General features: G+C 63.9%; 17 protein-coding genes. 5 read left to right on the top strand and 12 right to left on the bottom strand.

The annotated features are described in order from the left end of the window. Positions 1-41 precede the first annotated feature (41 nt). From ACLMAJ_RS35860 to ACLMAJ_RS35840, 5 genes are all read right to left on the bottom strand, one after another. A complete protein-coding gene (locus ACLMAJ_RS35860) occupies positions 42-593 on the bottom strand; it encodes a dihydrofolate reductase family protein (protein WP_412018353.1) in 552 nt (183 codons plus the stop codon). Positions 594-657: 64 nt separating this feature from the next. Continuing rightward, positions 658-810, bottom strand: coding sequence for a hypothetical protein (locus tag ACLMAJ_RS35855; RefSeq protein ID WP_412018352.1), 153 nt, complete (start codon positions 808-810; stop codon positions 658-660). Between the two features lie 60 nt (positions 811-870). Then, positions 871-1,188, bottom strand: coding sequence for a transcriptional regulator (locus tag ACLMAJ_RS35850; RefSeq protein WP_412018351.1), 318 nt, complete (start codon positions 1,186-1,188; stop codon positions 871-873). Continuing rightward, the gene (locus ACLMAJ_RS35845) at positions 1,185-1,649 is read right to left on the bottom strand and encodes a hypothetical protein (RefSeq protein ID WP_412018350.1); all 465 of its coding nucleotides are present in this window, start codon (positions 1,647-1,649) and stop codon (positions 1,185-1,187) included. Before ACLMAJ_RS35845 ends, ACLMAJ_RS35850 begins: the two co-directional genes overlap by 4 nt. A 505-nt stretch (positions 1,650-2,154) precedes the next feature. Then, positions 2,155-2,964, bottom strand: a complete 810-nt coding sequence (locus ACLMAJ_RS35840; protein ID WP_412018349.1) for a hypothetical protein — start codon at positions 2,962-2,964, stop codon at positions 2,155-2,157. A gap of 239 nt (positions 2,965-3,203) precedes the next feature. On the opposite strand from ACLMAJ_RS35840, the gene ACLMAJ_RS35835 reads away from it, so the two are divergent. Then, positions 3,204-3,485: a hypothetical protein gene (locus tag ACLMAJ_RS35835; protein ID WP_412018348.1), complete on the top strand. Its 282-nt coding sequence runs from the start codon at positions 3,204-3,206 to the stop codon at positions 3,483-3,485. Positions 3,486-3,523: 38 nt separating this feature from the next. Here ACLMAJ_RS35835 and ACLMAJ_RS35830 read toward each other — a convergent pair whose 3' ends face one another. The 6 genes from ACLMAJ_RS35830 to ACLMAJ_RS35805 all read right to left on the bottom strand — a co-directional run bounded on the left by ACLMAJ_RS35830 (position 3,524) and on the right by ACLMAJ_RS35805 (position 9,778). Then, positions 3,524-4,450 carry a carbohydrate kinase family protein gene (locus ACLMAJ_RS35830; RefSeq protein WP_412018347.1) on the bottom strand — a complete coding sequence of 309 codons (927 nt, stop codon included), beginning with the start codon at positions 4,448-4,450 and terminating at the stop codon, positions 3,524-3,526. Between the two features lie 25 nt (positions 4,451-4,475). Next, complete coding sequence (locus ACLMAJ_RS35825) at positions 4,476-5,588, bottom strand: ABC transporter ATP-binding protein (RefSeq protein WP_412018346.1); 1,113 nt, start codon at positions 5,586-5,588, stop codon at positions 4,476-4,478. Between the two features lie 11 nt (positions 5,589-5,599). After that, positions 5,600-6,394, bottom strand: coding sequence for a carbohydrate ABC transporter permease (locus ACLMAJ_RS35820; RefSeq protein ID WP_412018413.1), 795 nt, complete (start codon positions 6,392-6,394; stop codon positions 5,600-5,602). A 74-nt stretch (positions 6,395-6,468) separates the two neighbouring features. Beyond that, positions 6,469-7,437: a carbohydrate ABC transporter permease gene (locus ACLMAJ_RS35815; RefSeq protein ID WP_412018345.1), complete on the bottom strand. Its 969-nt coding sequence runs from the start codon at positions 7,435-7,437 to the stop codon at positions 6,469-6,471. Between the two features lie 2 nt (positions 7,438-7,439). Beyond that, complete coding sequence (locus tag ACLMAJ_RS35810; protein ID WP_412018344.1) at positions 7,440-8,789, bottom strand: ABC transporter substrate-binding protein; 1,350 nt, start codon at positions 8,787-8,789, stop codon at positions 7,440-7,442. Further along, complete coding sequence (locus ACLMAJ_RS35805) at positions 8,786-9,778, bottom strand: sugar-binding transcriptional regulator (RefSeq protein ID WP_412018343.1); 993 nt, start codon at positions 9,776-9,778, stop codon at positions 8,786-8,788. Before ACLMAJ_RS35805 ends, ACLMAJ_RS35810 begins: the two co-directional genes overlap by 4 nt. Before the next feature lie 99 nt (positions 9,779-9,877). Between ACLMAJ_RS35805 and ACLMAJ_RS35800 the strand changes: the two genes are divergently transcribed. Further along, positions 9,878-11,383 (top strand): mannitol dehydrogenase family protein, encoded by a 1,506-nt coding sequence (locus ACLMAJ_RS35800; RefSeq protein ID WP_412018342.1) that lies wholly within the window; start codon positions 9,878-9,880, stop codon positions 11,381-11,383. Then, on the top strand, positions 11,383-12,396 hold the full coding sequence (locus ACLMAJ_RS35795) for an NAD(P)-dependent alcohol dehydrogenase (protein ID WP_412018412.1): 1,014 nt from the start codon (positions 11,383-11,385) through the stop codon (positions 12,394-12,396). The genes ACLMAJ_RS35800 and ACLMAJ_RS35795 overlap by 1 nt, the downstream gene beginning before the upstream one ends. Positions 12,397-12,522: 126 nt before the next feature. Here ACLMAJ_RS35795 and ACLMAJ_RS35790 read toward each other — a convergent pair whose 3' ends face one another. Beyond that, entirely contained in the window at positions 12,523-13,812 is a 1,290-nt protein-coding gene (locus ACLMAJ_RS35790) for a cytochrome P450 (protein WP_412018341.1), read from the bottom strand. A 298-nt stretch (positions 13,813-14,110) separates the two neighbouring features. On the opposite strand from ACLMAJ_RS35790, the gene ACLMAJ_RS35785 reads away from it, so the two are divergent. Together ACLMAJ_RS35785 and ACLMAJ_RS35780 are read left to right on the top strand one after the other, a co-directional pair. Continuing rightward, positions 14,111-15,784 carry a GMC oxidoreductase gene (locus ACLMAJ_RS35785; RefSeq protein ID WP_412018340.1) on the top strand — a complete coding sequence of 558 codons (1,674 nt, stop codon included), beginning with the start codon at positions 14,111-14,113 and terminating at the stop codon, positions 15,782-15,784. Positions 15,785-16,341: 557 nt separating this feature from the next. Beyond that, a partial coding sequence (locus tag ACLMAJ_RS35780; protein WP_412018339.1) for a condensation domain-containing protein occupies positions 16,342-19,071 on the top strand: 2,730 nt, incomplete at its 3' end.

Genomic DNA, 19,071 nt, shown 5'->3' with positions numbered 1-19,071 from the left:
ATCCCCTGGCCGAGCGCTCGAGCGAGGCGGTTGAACGGACCTCAGTCGGCGAGGAAGCGCAGCATCACCACAGTGTCGAAGTGCCTCGTCTCGGCCAATCGGAGCTGGATGCGCTTGTCCAGTGATGGCAAAAACGGTGTCCCGCCACCGAGCACCACGGGCGAGAGGAACAGCTGGTACTCGTCGATGAGCCCGTGCGGCATCAGCGAGGCCGCGAGGCTCGCGCCACCGACCTCCATGACACCATCACCTCCGGCCTTGAGCCTGCGGACCTCCTCGACCGCGTTCGCACTGACCAGGGTGCTGTTCCAATGGACCTCGGTGAGCGTGCTGGAGAAGACGACCTTCGGCTTCTCCGTCCAGAGCCCGCCGAACTCGCGCTCGACGCGCGGCGCGTTCTCGGGCACGTGCGGCCAGCACCCGGCCATCAGCTCGTAGAACCGGCGGCCGTGCAGCGAGACCTCGATCTCGCGGTACCTGTCGTTGTGGAACTGGTGCAGCTCTTCGTCCGGGACAGTCCAGTCGATGCTGCCGTCGCGGTCGTTGATGTAGCCGTCCACGGACACGGCGAACCCGTAGGTCAGTTTCCTCATGACCGGGTAGACGTCCTACACGCTCGAAACTCATCGGTACTCACCGGATCTCATATCCGTTGAGTCAGCTTCCGCTCCCCCCGCCGGTGTACGCGCCGCCCAGGAGGCGACGCCGACGGCGGCGCTCCACTTCCTGGTCGGGTCGAGGCTGCGCCGCTGCGGGCTGCTGCTCGGCCTGCTGTTCGGGGTCACGCTTGGTCTTGCGAAAGATTCCCATGTCGAGCTCCTGTCAGGTAGGGCGATTCGAAACGATCGGCGGCGCAACCCCGCCTCCGAATCAGGGCGGTGTGGCCAGGTCCACAGGTGTCGCGGCGGCGACGATTTCTTGCAGGGCGGCGATATGACCGGTGAAGGCGTCCCGGCCGCGCTCGGTCAGGTGGGCGCGGACCTTGCGGCGGCTGCCGTCCAGACGGCGTTCGGTGGTGACATAGCCGACGTCCTCGAGGGTCGCGAGCTGCTTGGACAGGGCCGAATCCGACAGCCCCAGGCGATCTTTGAGGAAGGCGAACTCCGCCCAGTCGGCGGCTGCGAGCGTCGCGACCAGCGAGAGCCGGGTGCTGGGGTGGATGAGTTCGTCGAAGCGGGCCTGTGTCACGAACGGAACCAATGCCGCAGGACGCGAAGGATTTCCGGGCCGCCGAAGCCGATGATCGCCGCCACCAGCACTGCTGCCCAGATTCCGGGGTTGCGGTCGCCGTCCGCGTCCAGAGCCATCGCCACGCCGATGGTGAGGGCGACGAGCGCAAACAGCATGCCGATAACCACGATCGCGGTGCGGCGTCCGGCCACGGCCGCGCTGACCTGCACCTGATCGGTGCGGCGACGCCCGTTGAGCAGCCGCGAGGCGAGGAAGGAGTGCCCGGCGCCGAAGATCAGCGTCGCGGCGATGATCAGCCATTGTGGCCCGAGGTCCCCGATCAGGCCCAGCACGACCCAGCCGGCGGCCATTGCCCACCAGTATCCGCGCGGCAGCCCGACCTCGTCGGCCACTCGGCGGCGTGCACGCTCGACCGCATCCAGCGCGGCGCGTGCCTGATCCGGAGCGACGTTTTCCATGGTTCCCTCACTTTCCTGGCGGGAAAGTAAGACTCCGCTTTCCCACCAGGAAAGTCAAGAGGTCTGCGCGAATCGATACCTGCGGCTGAACGGCGCCGGCCTGACTGCCCGGCGAGGAAGACGGCCCCTGGTTCAGGTCCGCCGCCACTTCACGACGGCCGCGAGCGCTGAATTCGGCACGCGATATCCAGTCGCGCAAAGCTTTTCGCCACCTTCTTCGAAAGCCTTCTGTGAGAGTAGTTGTGGCCGAACAGCTCTCGAGACTCGCTCATGCTAACTCTGCTGAGGCACTGGGTCGTTCACAAACGGCAACAGCACTTCGGCCCGATCATCACCGAGCCCAGCTCCGAGGCTGGAGTCGCCGCGGGAAGGGCAGTAGGGCGGCTACGTTCAGGATGATGAGCGCCTAGCGCGGGCGCTCACCGGTACCCATTGGCCAATCCGGTGTCGTAAACCGTTCGATTCGTCGACATCGCTCCCGGGTGAGGAAATCACTGAGACGACCTCATCGGATGGGTGTCGAAAAAGCGGGCGGCGGCGAGGTGACGCGGCTTCGGACCACCGAGGTTGCGGGTGCGGGCGGCGGCATAGGAAACGGGGGGAACACTGGCAACGGCGGGAGCATCGGCAGCTGGATCACCGGCGGTGGGGGCGCGGGCGCGGGCACCGGCGCGGGCACCGGCGCGGGCACCGGCGCAGGCGCAGGCGCGGGTTCCGGCGTGTACTCGGGTTCCGGCGGATAGACGTGCTGCGGTGGATTCACCGGTTGCGGTGCGTACACCTGCGGCGCTGGCGCAGGCGCAGGCGCAGGCGCAGGCGCAGGCGCAGGCCGTGGCGCTGGTGCTGGTGCTGGCTCCAGGGTCGCAGGGTCCGGCACCAGTGGCACGCAATTCCAGCGGCCGTCGGGCCCGCGACCCCACTGCGCGACGATGGCGTCGTGCGAGCAGTCGTCACCGATGCGGTGCGGCAAGCCGCCCCCCGGTTGTGCGACGCACGTCCACTTGCCGTCTTGCATATCGAACTGGGCGGCGACGCCACCGCTGGAGCAGTCGTCGCCGATTCGACGGCCTGCCGCTTGCGGCCGCAGGGCGGGGTTCGAATGCATGCTGGACGATTGCTGTCCGGTCGAAATGGGGGGCTTCGAGGTGCCGGACAGGGGCGGCGGGTCGCTGTCGGAGCCCCGAGTCGCGTACAACAGCAACCCGGTCGCGACAACCAACGCGATGACGGCAGCGAGCACGGCGATGGCCACGACACGGGAGTTGTTCGGAAGACCTGGCGCGCCTTCGGGCGTGTAACTGCCGTTTTCGACCATGCCGAGCACCTTCGCTTCCGAGTAGGAACAACCGACACGAAAAGCTCACCTGCCAAAGGCAGGTTACCCAAGTTTGCCCATTTGAAGATCGACTTCTTTATGACTGATTGCCACAGATCAGAAACTCGCATCATGAATGCCATTGAATAGCTGTCGCATTTGCTTGGTCGCTACTCGCACGCGGATCGCGTCGCCACCCGTCTCGTGCGCCGTCTGACCGATCAGCGCACCGAGGGACGGTGGCGGCGACCGCGTCGGTCGACCGTTGGAGCCCAGGCAGCGCATTCACCTCGGGGCCGATCTCGGTCATCCAGTCGGTGATCCGCTCGAGGAACGGCAGCAGGGCTGGTGCCATCGAGCTACATGTCGGGGCTGTATCCGGTGGCGCCAAGTCGACAGACGGATTCGACGAGGTCGACAAGTACGCGCCGACCTACCTCGACGGCGTCCTGTTGGCCTGCGCCGTCATAACTGCAGTCACCGCCTTATGCGCAGAAACTTGCGGCCGCATCAATGTCTAATCCGGTGTATTCGAGCAGGGTTTCCCGGTTGTTCTCGATCACAGCGACCTGGTTTCCGCTTTTCTCCAATGCGGTGGATCCGCACCTTGGCGACCACAGGTCGCGCTAGCGAATGCGATCGCGAAATCCAGAACATCGTCCAACTCGGAACCGTTGATGGCCGCCAATTGCTCTCGGCGGGACCCACCCAGTAGTCCGATCTTGCCGAGCGCATCGAGGAGGCCCGCTGTGAAGGCGTCGCCCGCCCCGACCGTGTCCACTACGGCGACCCGCGGGGAAGACCGGGTCGCCGCGAATTGGGTGGTGCGGGCGTAGGCGCCGTCCGCGCCGAGGGTAACCACGACCAGCGCCGGCCCCGTGGCGAGCCAGTCCCAGGCCACAGTTCGGGGGTCCGCACCCGGATATAGCCACCGCAGGTCCTCCGCGCTGACCTTGACGATGTCGGCAAGACAGACTTGGCGCTCGACTCTGACACGTTCACCGTCGATTGATCCCAACAGGGACGGGCGAATGTTCGGATCCAGCGATACCGTCACCGCCCCGCTACCGCGCAGATTCCGCATCAAATCTTCGACGACGGCAGCTCCGGGGTATAGGGCGGTTGCGATCGATCCGGTATGCAGGCACTGGCAGTCCGGCGAGATCCGCGGCGGTTCGGTGACATCCCAGGCGATCCGGAAGTCGTAGGTAGCGCCGCCGTCGCTGTCCAATACAGCGAGGGCGATGCTCGTCGACGACGTCTGGGCGGGCAATCGCTGGACAGCCACATCGTTTGCCCGCAGATGCTTGCCGACGATGCGGCCGGGCAGGTCGTCCGCCAGCTGGGTGGCCAAGAGGACCTGTCCTCCCAGCCGTGCCAGTCCGACCGCCACGTTCGCCGGGCTACCGCCAGGACGAGATGCGAAGATTTGCGAACCCGGCTCGGCGATGAGGTCGAGCAGCGCTTCTCCAACCACGGTGATCACCGGTGTGGTCCTCCTCGTACCGGTATCAGTCCGCGATTCGGGTTCCGTTCCCGGGATGGAACAAGTGCACCGAGCCGGAATCGTTGACCTGCAGCGTGAGTGATTCGGCGAGCTTGGCCGGCGCGCGAGTCGCCGAGCGAGCAACGAAGGTGAACGGCTCGCCGTCGAGGCCGGTGATCGGCCCACCCGGAATGCGCGCGTACACATAGGATTCGCTGCCGAGCTCTTCGACGAGTTCGACGGTGACCGCGAAACCAGTATCGTCGCGGCGGAGTTCGAGCTGTTCGGGCCGGATTCCGATGGTCACCCTTTCCAGACCCGCCTCGGCGAGACGAGTCATCTTCTCGCGCGGCAGTTCTATCGTGGTGCCTGCGATGTCGACGCCACCAGCGGTGATGGGCACCTCGAACAAGTTCATCGACGGTGATCCGATGAATCCGGCCACGAAGGCGTTGACGGGCCGATCGTAGAGTTCCGCGGGGGTGCTGAACTGTTGCAGTTTGCCGTCACGCAACACCGCGACGCGGTCGCCCATCGTCATGGCCTCGACCTGATCATGGGTGACGTAGACGGTAGTGGTGCCGAGCCGCCGCTGAAGTGCGGCGATCTGAGTGCGGGTCTGCACGCGCAGTTTGGCGTCGAGGTTGCTCAGCGGCTCGTCCATGCAGAACACTCGCGGCTCACGCACGATGGCACGGCCCATTGCCACGCGCTGCCGTTGTCCGCCCGAGAGTTTTCCCGGTTTGCGATCCAGATACGGGGTGAGACCGAGCAGTTCGGCGGCCTCGGCGACGCGACGCTTGCGTTCGGCAACCGGCACTTTCATCATCTTCAGCGCAAAACCCATATTCTCGCCGACGGTCTTATTCGGATACAGCGCGTAGTTCTGGAAAACCATGGCGATATCGCGATCCTTGGACGACACACCGACCATGTCCTGGCCGTCGATGCGAATGGACCCGTCGTCGATCTCCTCCAGACCGGCGAGCATGCGTAGCGCGGTGGATTTGCCTGAGCCGGACGGCCCCACCAGGACGATGAACTCGCCGTCGGCGATGTCGAGGTCGAGCGAGTCGACCGCGAGCGCGTCAGCACCTGGGTAGACACACGACGCGGAGTCGTAATGGATTGTGGCCATGGGGTTTTTCCTTACTTGATGGCGCCGAAAGAAAGGCCGCGTACCAGCTTGTTCTGTGCGAACCAACCGGCGAGGACAACGGGCAGGGCGGTGAGCACAGCGGCCGCCGACAATCGCGCCCAGTACAAGCCCTCACCGGTGATGAAGCCGACCAGGAACACTGGAATCGTTTGCGCCTGTACGGCGGTCAGGTTCACCGCGAAGAAGAATTCATTCCAGGAGAAGATGACACAGATAAGTGCGGTGGCTGCGATACCGGGGGAAACCAGCGGCAAGATCACCTCGCGCACCGCAGTCCAGGTGGTCGCGCCGTCCATGCTCGCGGCTTCGAGCAGTTCGCTCGGCACCTCGAGGAAGAACGACCGCATCATCCACACCGCGATCGGCAGATTCATCGCGGTGTAGAGGATGACCAGTGCCCAGATATTGTCCAGCAGACCGATATCGCCGACGATCACATAGAGGGGCACGATCGCCGCCACAATCGGCAGCATCTTGGTGCCGATGAAGAACATCAGCGCGTCCCGGGTGTTGCGCACCGGACGCAAAGACAACGCGAACGCAGCCGGAATCCCCAGGGCCAGAACGAGAATCGTCGACATTGCCGTGGCGAAAGTCGAGTTGAGCAGCGTTGTTCCGATGCCGCTGTCCAGCACGGCGGAGAACTGGTCGAGCGTCGGGGTGAAGAACAGTTTCGGCGGGTCGGTGTAGGCGTCACCCTCCTGCTTGAACGCCGTCAGCACCATCCACAGCACCGGGAAGAACATTCCGATGCCGATCACCCAGGCCAGCGCACCCCACAGCATCCCCGCCCGGCCGCGTCGTCGGCGGATCGGAACCTGCCGTGCCGCAGTGGGTTTGTCGGCAATCGCATGCGCATTCATGCCGCCTCCTCTTTTCCGGTGAACGACTTGAACAGCAGTCGCAGCGCGAGCGTCGCGACGATGGTTGTGGCGATGACAGTGACGACACCCATCGCGGCGGCCTGACCGATATCGAAACCGAGGAAGGCACGCTGGTAGATGTAGAAGGGCAGGTTCGAGCTGGCGACTCCCGGCCCGCCCGAGGTCATCATGTACACCGCGTCGAATGTGTTGACCAGGTAGATCGCACCCAGCACCGCACCCAGTTCGATGAACCGGCGCAAATGCGGCAGGGTGAGTTCGCGGAAGATCTGTAGGGCGTTCGCGCCGTCGACTCGGGCGGCCTCCACGATGTCACGCGGCATGGACTGCAGCCCGGCCAGGATCAGCAGCATCATGAACGGCGTCCACTGCCACACCAGGTCCGCCATCACCGCGGGCAGTGGATATTTACTCACCCAATCGATCTGCCCGACACCGAACGGTTTCAGTACGAAATTGACGAGTCCGAACACCGGGTCCAGCATGGCGGTCTTCCAGATCAGCGCCGCCGCAACGGGAGTCACCAGAAACGGCGTGATCAGCAGGGTGCGCACGATGCCGCGACCGAAGAACGCGCGGTCGAGCAGCAACGCCAGCAGCAGCCCGAGTATCACCGAGATGATGACGGTGCCGACGATCATGATGACGGTGTTGAGCGCCACTTGCCGGAACTGGCTGTCGCGGAATACATCCGCGTAGTTCTGCAACCCGATGAAATGCTGTGATCCGGGCCGAACCAGGTTCCAGGATTGCGTGGAGTAGTACAGCGTGAACACGAACGGTACTTGGGTGACCACGACCATGAAGATCAGAGCGGGTAGCAGCGGACCGCGTCTGCGCCAGCCTTCGGCGCGGGAGAGCCGGTCGCGCCGCGCGACGATCGTCGGTCGCGATGCGGCGGGGAGGGAAGCGGAAGCCACTGGGGCGATGGTTGTTTCGGACATAGCTACTGGTTCTCCCGGTACGACCTACCGACGGCGTCGGCATACTGCTGGGCTTGTTCGAGTGCGTCACGGACGCTGATCCGGCCGGCGACCGCGGCACTGATCTGCTGGCTCACTCGGGTTCCGAGGTCCTGGAATTCGGGTATGGCGAGGAACTGGATTCCCGTGTACGGCACCGGCGCCACGGTGGGATGTTCTGGATCGACACCCTGCATGGACGACAGCGTCAACGGGCCGTATGCCTTCGACGCCGCCGCGTATTCAGGGATCTGATAGGTCGACATCCGGCTGCCCGGTGGCACATGTGACCAGCCGAGCTTCTCGCCGACCATCCTGATGTACTGCTTGCCGGTCATCCAGGAGATGAATTTCCATGCCGCATCGGGCTTATCGCTGGATGCCGGAATACCCAGCGACCAGGTGTACAGCCACCCCGAATTCGACTTCTGCACGACCGGCGCCGGCGCGTACCCGATCTTGCCGACCACCTTGCTCGATGCGGGATCTTCGAGCACCGAGACAGCCGATGTCGCGTCGTACCACATGGCGGTGTTGCCCTGTGAGAGCTGGGTGGCGCATTCGCTGAATCCGCTGGTGGCGGCGCCGGGTTCGCCGTGTTCGCGGACCAGATCGATATAGAACTCGACGGCACGAACCACTTCCGGACTGGTCAGCTGGGCGTGCCAGTTCTCGTCGAACCAACGCCCACCGAAGGTGTTGATCACCGTATCCAGTGGAGCGAGCGTTTCGCCCCAACCAGGCTTGCCGCGCAGGCAGATTCCGGATCGGCCGTTTGCCGGGTCGTCGAGTTTCGCGGCGGCCGCGGCGACCTGGTCCCAAGTCGGTTCGGCGGACAAGACGATTCCGGCTTGTTCGAACAGATCCTTGCGGTACATCAGGAACGAGGATTCGCCGTAGAACGGCACGGAATACATGTCCCCCTGATAGGACAGGGATTTTTGCAGTGATGGAATGAAGTCCGCCACTTCGTAGCCCGGTGTTTCGCGCTGATACTTCGACAGGTTGACGAGCCAGCCGTTCTTTGCCCACTGCGGGGTCTCGTAATTGCTGATCATTACGACATCGAATTCACCACCGTGAGTGGCGACCGAGGCGGTGATCTTGGCGCGTGCCTGATTCTCCGAAAGCGATACGAATTTGAGTTTGGTGCCGGGGTTTTCGCGTTCGAACTCACCGGACAGCGCGATGGCGTCCTGCATCTGCGAGTTCGAGACCATCGCGATTGTCACGGTATCGCTGCCGGAGTTGAACGATCCAGCGCCCGCGCAGCCGCCCGTTCCCATCGCGGCCGCGACGACCAGTGCCACCGCGGCTTTCGCATGCTTTCTCATCGGGCAGAGCTCTCTTTCTTTTCCAGCAGCCACCGCGCGCACTCGATATCGGTAACGAGGATGGTGGCCAGTCCGCCTCGTAGTGCGCCGAGGACGGCTTCGTGCTTGGTCTCGCCACCGGAGATCAGCAGCGTGGTGCGGCAGGCCCGGATGGCGTCGAGACCGACCGAGACCGTGCGTTCGACAAGCGATCCCGCTACGTCGCTACCGTCGGCATGGAAGAACCGACCGCCGATCTCACCGACGGCACCGAAGGCACGCAGTTCGTCGAGAATCGCGGTGTCGATATAACTGCCTTCGAACAGGGTCGTGGCGGTGGTGACCGGTCCGACGCCGAACATCATGACGTCGGCGCTACGGCCCAGCTGCATGGCGCGGCCGAGCACCGAATCGTTTTCCAGCGCGGTGACAGTCGCCGGATCCGCGTACAGCGGGGCATGTAACCGAACGGGAGTGGCCTGTAGTTGGGTGGCGCAGCGGCCGAGCGTGAAGTCGACGCCGCTCTGGTAGTCGCCCGAGGTCATCGAACCGTCCAGCTGAACAACGGTCGAGCATCGTGCCGATTTCGTCCACAGTTCATGCGCTACGGCGACGGTATCCGGTCCCCACGTGAATCCGAGCGTGTCGTCCGGCTGCAGCCGGCGATTCAGGACGCCGACCGCCGCGCGCCCGAACGGCAGCAGGCTCGTCTGGGACCGGTCGGGCACTTCACCGAGCACGACCGCCTCGTCGAGACCGAAGGCCGTCTCGAGCTCGCGCTCGATATCGATATGCACGGCCGAGCGCAGATCGTCCGGAACGGCGATCTCGATGCGCACCAGTCCCTGGGCCCGTGCCCGAGCGATGAGTCGGCCCGCGGTCGGGCGCGAAACGCCCATTTTGGCGGCAATCTCCGCCTGCGTGGCGCCCTCCAGGTGATAGAGCTGCGCGGCTCGCAAAGCGAGTCGGACATCATCCGGTGCACCCGGCCGGGATGGTTCGGTGGCCACACGAGCTCCTCATCGAGAGTGATCACCTGCTCAGTAGCTGAGCCAGTGCTCAGTAGCGTAGCATCGAGATGTGACGTACACAACAGCATGGGGGCGGCTATGACTCGAGCCATAGGTACCGCGCTCGACGCCAAGGCGATCGACGGCCGCGTCGCCGGGGTCAACGGGCCCACCTATGACCGGTCCCAGATCTCCACCGGCATAGTCCATTTCGGCGTGGGTGGCTTCCACCGGGCCCATCAGGCGATGTATATAGACCGACTGCTGGAACGCGGCGGCGCCCGCGAATGGGGCATCTGTGGGGTCGGCGTGCTGCCCGCCGACCGGCGGATGCGCGATGTGCTAGCGGCACAGGACGGGCTATACACGCTGTCGGAGATCGAGCCCGACGGCACATGGAACACGCGCGTCATCGGCTCGATCGTCGAATATCTCTATGCGCCCGACGATCCCGAGGCCGTACTCGACAAGCTCGTCGATGCCGCGACCCGGATCGTCTCGCTCACGATCACCGAGGGTGGCTACAACTTTTCCGAGACAACCGGCGCATTCGACGCCGCGAATCCGGCCATTCGCGCCGACCTCGCACCGGATGCGGTGCCAGCCACAGTGTTCGGCCTGATCACCGAAGCGTTAGCGCGACGGCGGGCGCAAGGAATCGCGCCGTTCACGGTCATGTCGTGTGACAACATCGAAGGTAACGGGCGCGTCGCCCGCGCAACATTCGGTGCGTTCGCACGGCTACGCGATCCCGAACTCGGTGATTGGGTCGAGCGCGAGGTGCGGTTCCCGAACTCGATGGTCGACCGCATAACACCGGTGACGCCACCGCAGGCAACGGCCGAGATCGCGCGGCGCTACGGCCTCGATGACCGGTGGCCGGTGGTGACCGAGCCATTCACCCAATGGGTGCTCGAGGATTCGTTCAGCCTCGGCCGCCCGGACCTCGACGAGGTCGGCGTGCAACTCGTCACCGACGTCGCGCCGTATGAGCTGATGAAACTTCGGCTGCTGAACGCAAGTCACCAGGCACTTGCCTATCTGGGCTACCTGAGCGGCTACCGACTGGTGCACGAGGCGGCACAGGATCCGAATTTCCGCCGATTCCTGTTGCGCTACATGGACCGTGAGGCAACACCCACCCTGCACCCGATGCCCGGCGTCGACCTGAACCGCTACAAACACACCCTCATCGAGCGGTTCTCCAACCCCGCGATCGGCGACACCATCGCACGGCTATGCGCCGAATCCTCCGATCGTATCCCGAAATGGCTGCTACCGGTCATCCGTCAACAGCTCGCCACCGGCGGTGAGATCGACTGCGCGGCAGCCATTGTCGCCAGCTGGGCTCGCTATGCCGAAGGCATCGACGAGCAAGGCGAGCCGATCGAGATCCTCGACCGTCTTCGCGACCGGTTGACGCCGCTCGCGCGCCGCCAGCGCGAAGACCCCACCGTATTCCTCAGCGACCGTGCGGTATTCGGTGATCTGATCGACCAGCCCCGGTTCGTCCGCGCCTACGTCGCGGCACTGCGTTCACTGCACGCCCATGGCGCCCAGGCGACCGTGGCCGAGTTCGCACACAGCGAAGGGCAGCGACAATGATGCGCGCAGCGGTCTTGGAAGCGATCGGAAAGATCGCGATCGTAGAACGCCCCGTTCCCGAACCGGGCCCGGCCGAAGTGCTCATCAAGGTCAGCGCGGTCGGCGTATGCGGCTCCGACATGCACTACTTCGAGCACGGACGGATCGGCGGCCACGCGGTCGACCAACCGTTGGTGCTCGGCCACGAAGCCTCCGGTGTGGTGGTCGGACTCGGCGCCGGCGCGCGACGCCATCATCTCGGGCAACGAGTCTCGCTCGAGCCCGGGGTGCCCGACTTCACGTGCGACCAGTGCCGGGCAGGCCGGTACAACCTATGCCCGGACATGCGGTTCTTCGGTACACCCCCGATCGATGGAGCCTTCTGTGAATATGTGGTGCTGCATGAGGAATTCGCGCATCCAGTGCCAGATTCACTGACCGACGACGCCGCTGCCCTGCTCGAACCACTGTCGGTCGGAGTGTGGGCATGCCGCAAAGGGCTGGTAAACGCGGGCGACCGGGTCTTGGTCAACGGCGCGGGGCCGATCGGGCTCGTCACCGCGCAAACGGCGCTCGCCTTCGGCGCTTCCGAAGTCGTCATCGCCGACGTGAACCCGCAGCGGCTGGCATTGGCCGCCGAACTGGGTTGCACACAAGCAGTGGACGTCGGCGCTACCCCACTCAGTGACATCGGATTCGAACCAAATGTCCTAGTGGAGTGCTCCGGAAATCCCGAAGCAATCGGCGCTGCGGTACGCACCGTGGGCAGAGCCGGGCGGATAGTGCTCGTAGGCATGGGAGGCGACGACGTACCGCTCCCATTGCCCTACTTGCAGGAACGCGAACTGGTGCTGACCGGAACATTCCGCTATGCGAATACCTGGCCGACCGCGATCGAACTCGCCGGCGCCGGACGGGTCGATCTCGACCGCTTGGTCACCGGACGGTTCGGCCTCGATCAGGTGGCAGCGGCATTGACCATCGGCCGCCACGACCCCGGCTCGATCAAACCGATTGTGCTACCCAGCGGATAGTCAGCCACCAGCGACGATTTCAGCCCCGGTCATCGACGGCCCGGCGCAGCAGACCTGGGGTGACATGTGAATCGTTACAGGCCACCTCGCCGACGTTCTACCTCGCACCGCTCAGGCAATACTCGTCTAGTCGGCAGATAGTTTGACAGGCATGGAACGGTAGCTGTTGAGGTTTACCAGGCCACGCGGGATCGGCGGCCCGTCCAGGCGCAGATGCGGGTACCGCTCGAAAAGGGCTGGCAGCGCGATGGTGCCTTCCAGTCGGGCGAGGCTGGCTCCCAGGCAGCCGTGCACACCGCCGCTGAACGAGAGATGTTCCGCGGCGTTGGCCCTGGTCACATCGAATCGTCCGGGATCAGGGAAGACGGTGGGGTCCTTGTTGGCGCCCGCCAGCAACAGCAGGATCAGGGAACCGGATTTGACGTGCTGATCGGCGATATCGACGTCACAGCTCGCGATACGGCCCGTTATACGTATGGGACCGTCGTAGCGCAGGATTTCCTCGACCGCGCCCGGCCACAGCTCCGGCCGCGACATCAGCATTTCCAGCTGGTCCGGATGGCTTTTCAGCAGGGCAATTCCGTTGCCGAGCATATTCACCGTCGTCAAGAATCCGGCGTCCAGCAGCAGGGCCGCGTTGGCCACCTGCTCGCGGCGGGTGAGTTCGCCGCCCGTCACCAGCAGGCTGAGCACGTCGTCGCCCGGTTCGGCGGTGAGTCCGGCGATGTGCTGCTCGAAGTACCGCTGTCCCTCGGCCAGATCTTCGATGGCGCGGCGGAATGTGGCCCAGGTCAAGCCACGGTCGAGCAACGGCGCACCGGTATCTCCCCACTTCAGCAGCGTCGAATGCATATCGGCGGGCAACCCGAGAATCTCGGCGATGATCGCGATAGGCAACTGCTCGCAAAAATCGTCGATCAGATCAGGTCGGGGCGTCGATTTCAGGCTTTCGAGCAGGTCATCGGTTACTTCGACAACCCTCTCCCCCAGTTTGGCTACCGCCTTCGGGGTGAACGCCCGGCCGACCAGGCGTCGGTAGAGGGCGTGTTCCGGCGGGTCGGTCACCAGCATCGAGGGCGGTTCCGCGAGGTTGGGAAGTTCCAGATCCGTCTTGGTCAACACCCAGCGGATCGGCTTCGGCAGGGCTCGATTGTTGGGCGTGACCACGCCGAACCGACGGTCCCGCAGGATGAGCCGGCACAGTTCGTGGTCGGCGGTCACGCGAATCCTGGAGATCGTAGGCATCCGGCCCCGCCGCCGGATCTCCTCGACGGAGTGTGGCGATCCGAGCCCGCGATCCGGTCCGACCAGGATCTGCGCAAGGGGATCGCCCCGTCGCACCGCCCACAAGAGATAGGTCCGTACCAGGCGATGCAGGACCAGCCATCGAATCCACGCGCGTGCCGACATTGTCATCTCCCACACTGGACTTTCCCTATGGTAAGGCGACGCCGCCGATACGGATGGCTAATCCTCGGCTAGCCTCTGTCGGCGATGTGTGCGAGGGAGACCGGAAGGCGCCGAACAAGGTCTCACGCTGGTCGAACGCATCGATCCATGGTCGCGTTCCGGCCAACTGGGTAAGGTGGTCGAGCGAACCTTTGCCTGGATCAGCAAGCTCCGGATGATGAATTGCGACGATCCTCGGAATGTCCCGACGACCCGCACGCGCGAACCGAATTTCCGAACGCAGACCACGAGGTGTGGGGATGTGATGAAGCGAGGTTCAAGTCAGATCAGCGGCACGGTGGACCGGCGCGGTTTCATCAAGGGCGTCGGCCTGGCCGCGATGCTGGGTCTTGCGGGTGGCAGCACCCTGGCGACGACCACGTCTCCGGTGTGGGCCGACGACTACCCCCTGAGCCCGAATGCGTTGATGTACCGCACACTGGTGCCGGAGATCTTCGCGCCGCTGCCGGATCCGGACGACCATATGCCTGCGATCGTCATCGGGTCCGGATTCGGGGCGTCGATCACCGCGCTGCGCCTCGCGCAGTCCGGGACCGAGGTTGCGGTGCTCGAGCGCGGGTCGCGGTGGCCGAATGATCCATGGCGCGCCATCTTCGCCGTCGACACGATTCCGGACGGCCGCGGCTTCTGGCATCGCACCAGTTTTACCGGCGTGACCAGGATTTCGGTATCTCTCGATCCGTTCGGCGGGGTCCTCGACGTCTCCAGTTACCCGGGCATGGACGTGTGGCGCGGTGCGTGTGTCGGCGGTGGCTCGGTGCTGTTCACCGGGGTAATGATCGAGCCGGAGCAGCGATTCTTCGACCACGTGTTCCGCGGTGTGGTCGACTACGGCGAGATGCATGAGGTCTACTACCCCAAGGTCCGAAAGACGTTGCGGCTGAGCCCGATGCCGGACGACATCTATCATTCCAGCGCGTTCGCGCACGCACGGGCCTGGGACGATCAGGTCCGCGCGGCCGACTACATACCGGAGCGAATCGACAGCATTTGGAACTGGGACGTCATCCGCGACGAGCTGGCCGGGCGATCGAGGCCGTCGGCGACGGTCGGCTGTTCGAACCTCGGCAATTCCAACGGCGCGAAGTTCGATCTGAACCAGAACTACCTGCGCTATGCCGAGGACACCGGCCGTGCCCGGATCTACCCCGGCCACCGCGTGGACGCCATCGCCAAGGAACCGGGAGTGTCGGGTCGCTATATCGTCACCGTAACCAAACTCGCGCCGACTGGCGAGGTGCTCCGAATCCGCACGCTGACCTGCGACAAGCTATTCCTCGGTGCGGGCTCCATCGGCACCTCCGAGCTGCTTGTGCGCGCGCGGGAGACCGGCGCGCTGCCGAACCTGAACGAGCACATCGGCGAAGGCTGGGGCAGCAACGGTGATGTCGGTTTGGCGCGGCCGCTCAGCTCGTTCGACCTGGGCTCACAGGGCGCGCCGTCCGCGAGCCGGATTCTGGACGAGGCGGGCGCACCTGTGTCGCTGGAGAACTGGTACATCCCCGGCGCGACGCCTTTCGACATCGGCACTCTCGCATCGCTGGGCATCGTGCTCGACGACACTCGCGGCCGGTTCGTCTACGACCCGACCACCGGGCAGGTGGAACTGCAGTGGCCGGACGCCGGCGCTGCCGGCTACCTCGCGCGAGCACAGGAAGTCAACGACAAGGCGGCCTGCCATTGCCTGTCCATCGCCCCACCAGTCGTGGGTGGGGACGCCTCATTCACTTCGCATCCGTTGGGCGGCGCAGTGATCGGACGCGCAACAGATGGGTACGGTCGGGTGTTCGGTTATCGAGGCCTGTACGTGATGGACGGGGCGGCTGTGCCCGGCAGCGCCGGAACCGTGAACCCGTCGTTGACGATCAGCGCGCTGGCTGAGCGCAATATCGAACAGATCATCAGTTCTGGGGAGTAGAACACCAAGGCAATACCCGCATCACATTCGTAGAATACGGACAAATGAGACAAATGTTCAAGGCGAAGTGCGCTGGACCGGTCCTTGCTTTTTGTCCGAACATAACAGCCGAGTGAAGGGACCGAAGGTTCTGTATCTCGCTTTCGAAAAGCCGCTGATCCACTGCTTGCTCTGTCAGATGTCACCAGTTCTCGAGCGCATCGAAGTCACTTCGGACTACTTCGACCCAACCCCGCAGCTCATCTAATGTCGCCGTAAACGCACAGTTCAGGACGCTAATCGTCCTCGTTGTCGATGGCCGCGTCAGCAATCCTGACCGTCGAAGACCGATCGCGACCAAGCAGAAAAAGCTCGCAATTGGGCAACGAAGTAATTGCATTGAGGCATCCAAGTAATTGCATCGAGGCATCGCGCCGAGGTGTGGCTCATTCGGGCGAGAACGTGTCTCTCACCTTCATAATTCAGACATTATTTCGCGGCGCGGATCTCGAATCCGGGGGTCACCTATACCGATCAGGCGGTTTATAATGGGTCGCGGTCGGGTCTGGAGGCGAATGATGACCGCGCGACCACAGTTCCCGCATAACTCCTACTCGGGCGGGGATGCCGAGCCGAACGCGTCGGTCACGCAGCCGGTGCCGCTGTCTGCGGGGCAGCGGGGGCTGTGGCTGGCGCAAAAGCTGAGCCCGGATGTGCCGATATGCGAGGCCCAGTATCTCGAGTTCGTTGGTGACTTGGACCTCGCGATACTTCGTCAGGCGTCGATTCAAACGGGCCACGAATTCCAAGCGGGGTATCTGCGGCTGATAGAGGTCGACGGCGAGCCGCATCAGTTGTTCGACCCGTCGCTGGATTCGCAGGGACCGGTTATCGATATGCGGGGTGAACCGGACCCCATGGCGGCGGCCTTGGAGTGGATGCGCCGGGAGTTCACCGCACCTTTGGATATGACCCGAGACCGGTTGGTCGCATGGACGGTTGTGCAGGTCGGGGATCGGCATTTCCTGTGGTACCTCAGGATTCACCACGTCGTATTGGACGGCTACGCCGCGATGACGATAGTGAACCGGGTCGCGGCGCTATACACAGCGGCGGTGCGGGGCCAGACAGCAGAGCCGAACCTCACTGCGGACCTGCGCACCCTCTACGAGGCGGACCGCAGTTACCGGGAGTCCAAGCGGTTCACCACCGACCAGGCATATTGGGTGGACAGACTCGCCGACGTCGAGGACGAGTCCAGCTTGGCCGCCGCGCACGCACCCGCGCGCGCGGACAGCGTGGTCGTAAAGGCCGAACTGCCCACCGTGACGGTCGAGCAGATTGATCATTCCGCGAAAGTATCGGACGCGACCCCGGCCGCGGTGGTGATCGCCGCATTCGGAAGCTATTTGGCCCGGATGACCGGCCGAGACCAGGTCCTGGTCAATATTCCCGTGTCGGGTCGCACAACCGCGGTGCTGCGGCGATCCGGGGGCGTCTTCGTCAACGTTGTGCCGCTTCCGATCGTGCTCGGTACAGGGGACACGGTCAGGACGCTGGTGCGGCGGGTGCAGTCCGATTTGGTAGGAGCGTTGCGGCATCAGCGGTGCGGCCTCGCCGACATTCGCGCCGCCGCGGGGCATAACGGGCAGCGGCGTTTCGCGGGCCCGGTAGTGAATGTCATGTTTTTCCCCCAGGAGCTCCGGCTCGGGTCGATGACCGCGGAGTTCCATATCCTCAGCTCCGGACCGGTCGAAGATCTGCTGGTCGACCTGTATCAGGCCGGAGACCCGCCGAAAACGATCCTGCACTTCTTGGCCAATCCCAACCTCTACACCGGCCCCGAACTATCAGCGCATCACACCAGATTCGTGCAGTTCCTCGACGAGTTCGCCGCCGCTGCACCGGACACCGATCTCGGGCAGGTCCACCCCGACAGCGCCCACCATGGCGCCGGGATGCGGCGCCGCCGCGAGAACCTGGCGTTCTGGCGAGCCACGCTCGCGAACCTTCCTATTGAGCTTTGTCTGCCGACTGATAGGGCGCGGCCGGTAGTGATGTCGAATCGGGGCGCCACCATCGACTACACACTGGACGCCGAGCTGGTCCAGGTCTTGGAACGATTTGCGCGACAACATAGTTCGTCACTGTTCATGGTGATCCACAGCGCATTGGCAGTACTGCTCGCCCGAATGAGCGGGACCACCGATATTCCGATCGGCACACCGATCGCCGGGCGCGGCGCAGCCGAACTCGACGACGTGATCGGCATGTTCGTCACCACTCTAGTATTGCGAACCGAAATCGATCTCGACGAATCGTTCACCGACCTACTCGGCCGGACCCGACAAACCGATCTAGATGCGTTCGAACACGCCGATGTTCCCTTCGAACAACTAGTAGACCAACTCGCTCCACAACGGACCCAATCCCGGCACCCCCTGTTCCAGGTGATGTTGGCATTCCAGAATCTAGAACAGGTGAACCTGGAGCTACCCGGCCTCGACATATCGGTCGTCGACCTCCCCAACGAGGTATCCCGATTCGATCTGCAGTTCGTCTTGTCGGACGACCGCAACAGCGGCGGAATGTCAGTAACAGTCACCTATGCCACCGATCTATTCGACACCGCGACGATCGACTCTCTGATCCATCGATGGATCCGAATACTGCAGTCGGTAGCCACCGATCCGACAGTTCCGGTCGGGACAATCGACATACTCGAGCCCGCTGAACGAACCGATCTACTAACGCACTCCGGTACACCCGCAACGACGCCCACCACACTGGCCGACATGTTGACCGCCGCAGCGACACGGAATCCTGATGCTACGGCGATTGTTTTCGATGGGCGCCAAATGAGCTACCGAGAGCTGGACGAGCATTCCAATCGGTTGGCCCGACTGTTGATCGAGCGAGGTGTCGGTCCGGAAGATGTTGTGGCGATCGGTATTCCGCGTTCTCTGGAATCCATACTCGCGGTATGGGCTGTCGCTAAGTCGGGAGCCGGGTTCCTGCCCATCGATCCGACCTACCCCACCGAACGCATGACTCACATGATGGTCGATTCGAAAGCGGTTATCGGTTTGACCGCGGCATCGGTGCGCGCGCGGTTACCCAACGCTATCGACTGGTTGACAGCCGACAATCTCGACGATGCCTTCAGTGCCCAGCCGATCTCCGACAGTGACCGGGTGCGTCCGCTGCATATCTACGATATCGCCTACGTCATCTACACCTCCGGATCGACCGGACTACCCAAAGGCGTCGCAGTCACCCACCGAGGACTCTCCAGCTGCGCCACCGAG

Source organism: Nocardia arseniciresistens (assembly GCF_046764875.1).
Taxonomy (GTDB): Bacteria; Actinomycetota; Actinomycetes; order Mycobacteriales; family Mycobacteriaceae; genus Nocardia; species Nocardia arseniciresistens.
Note: the sequence above shows the minus strand (reverse complement) of the source record. Positions and strands in the feature narration are given on the sequence as shown.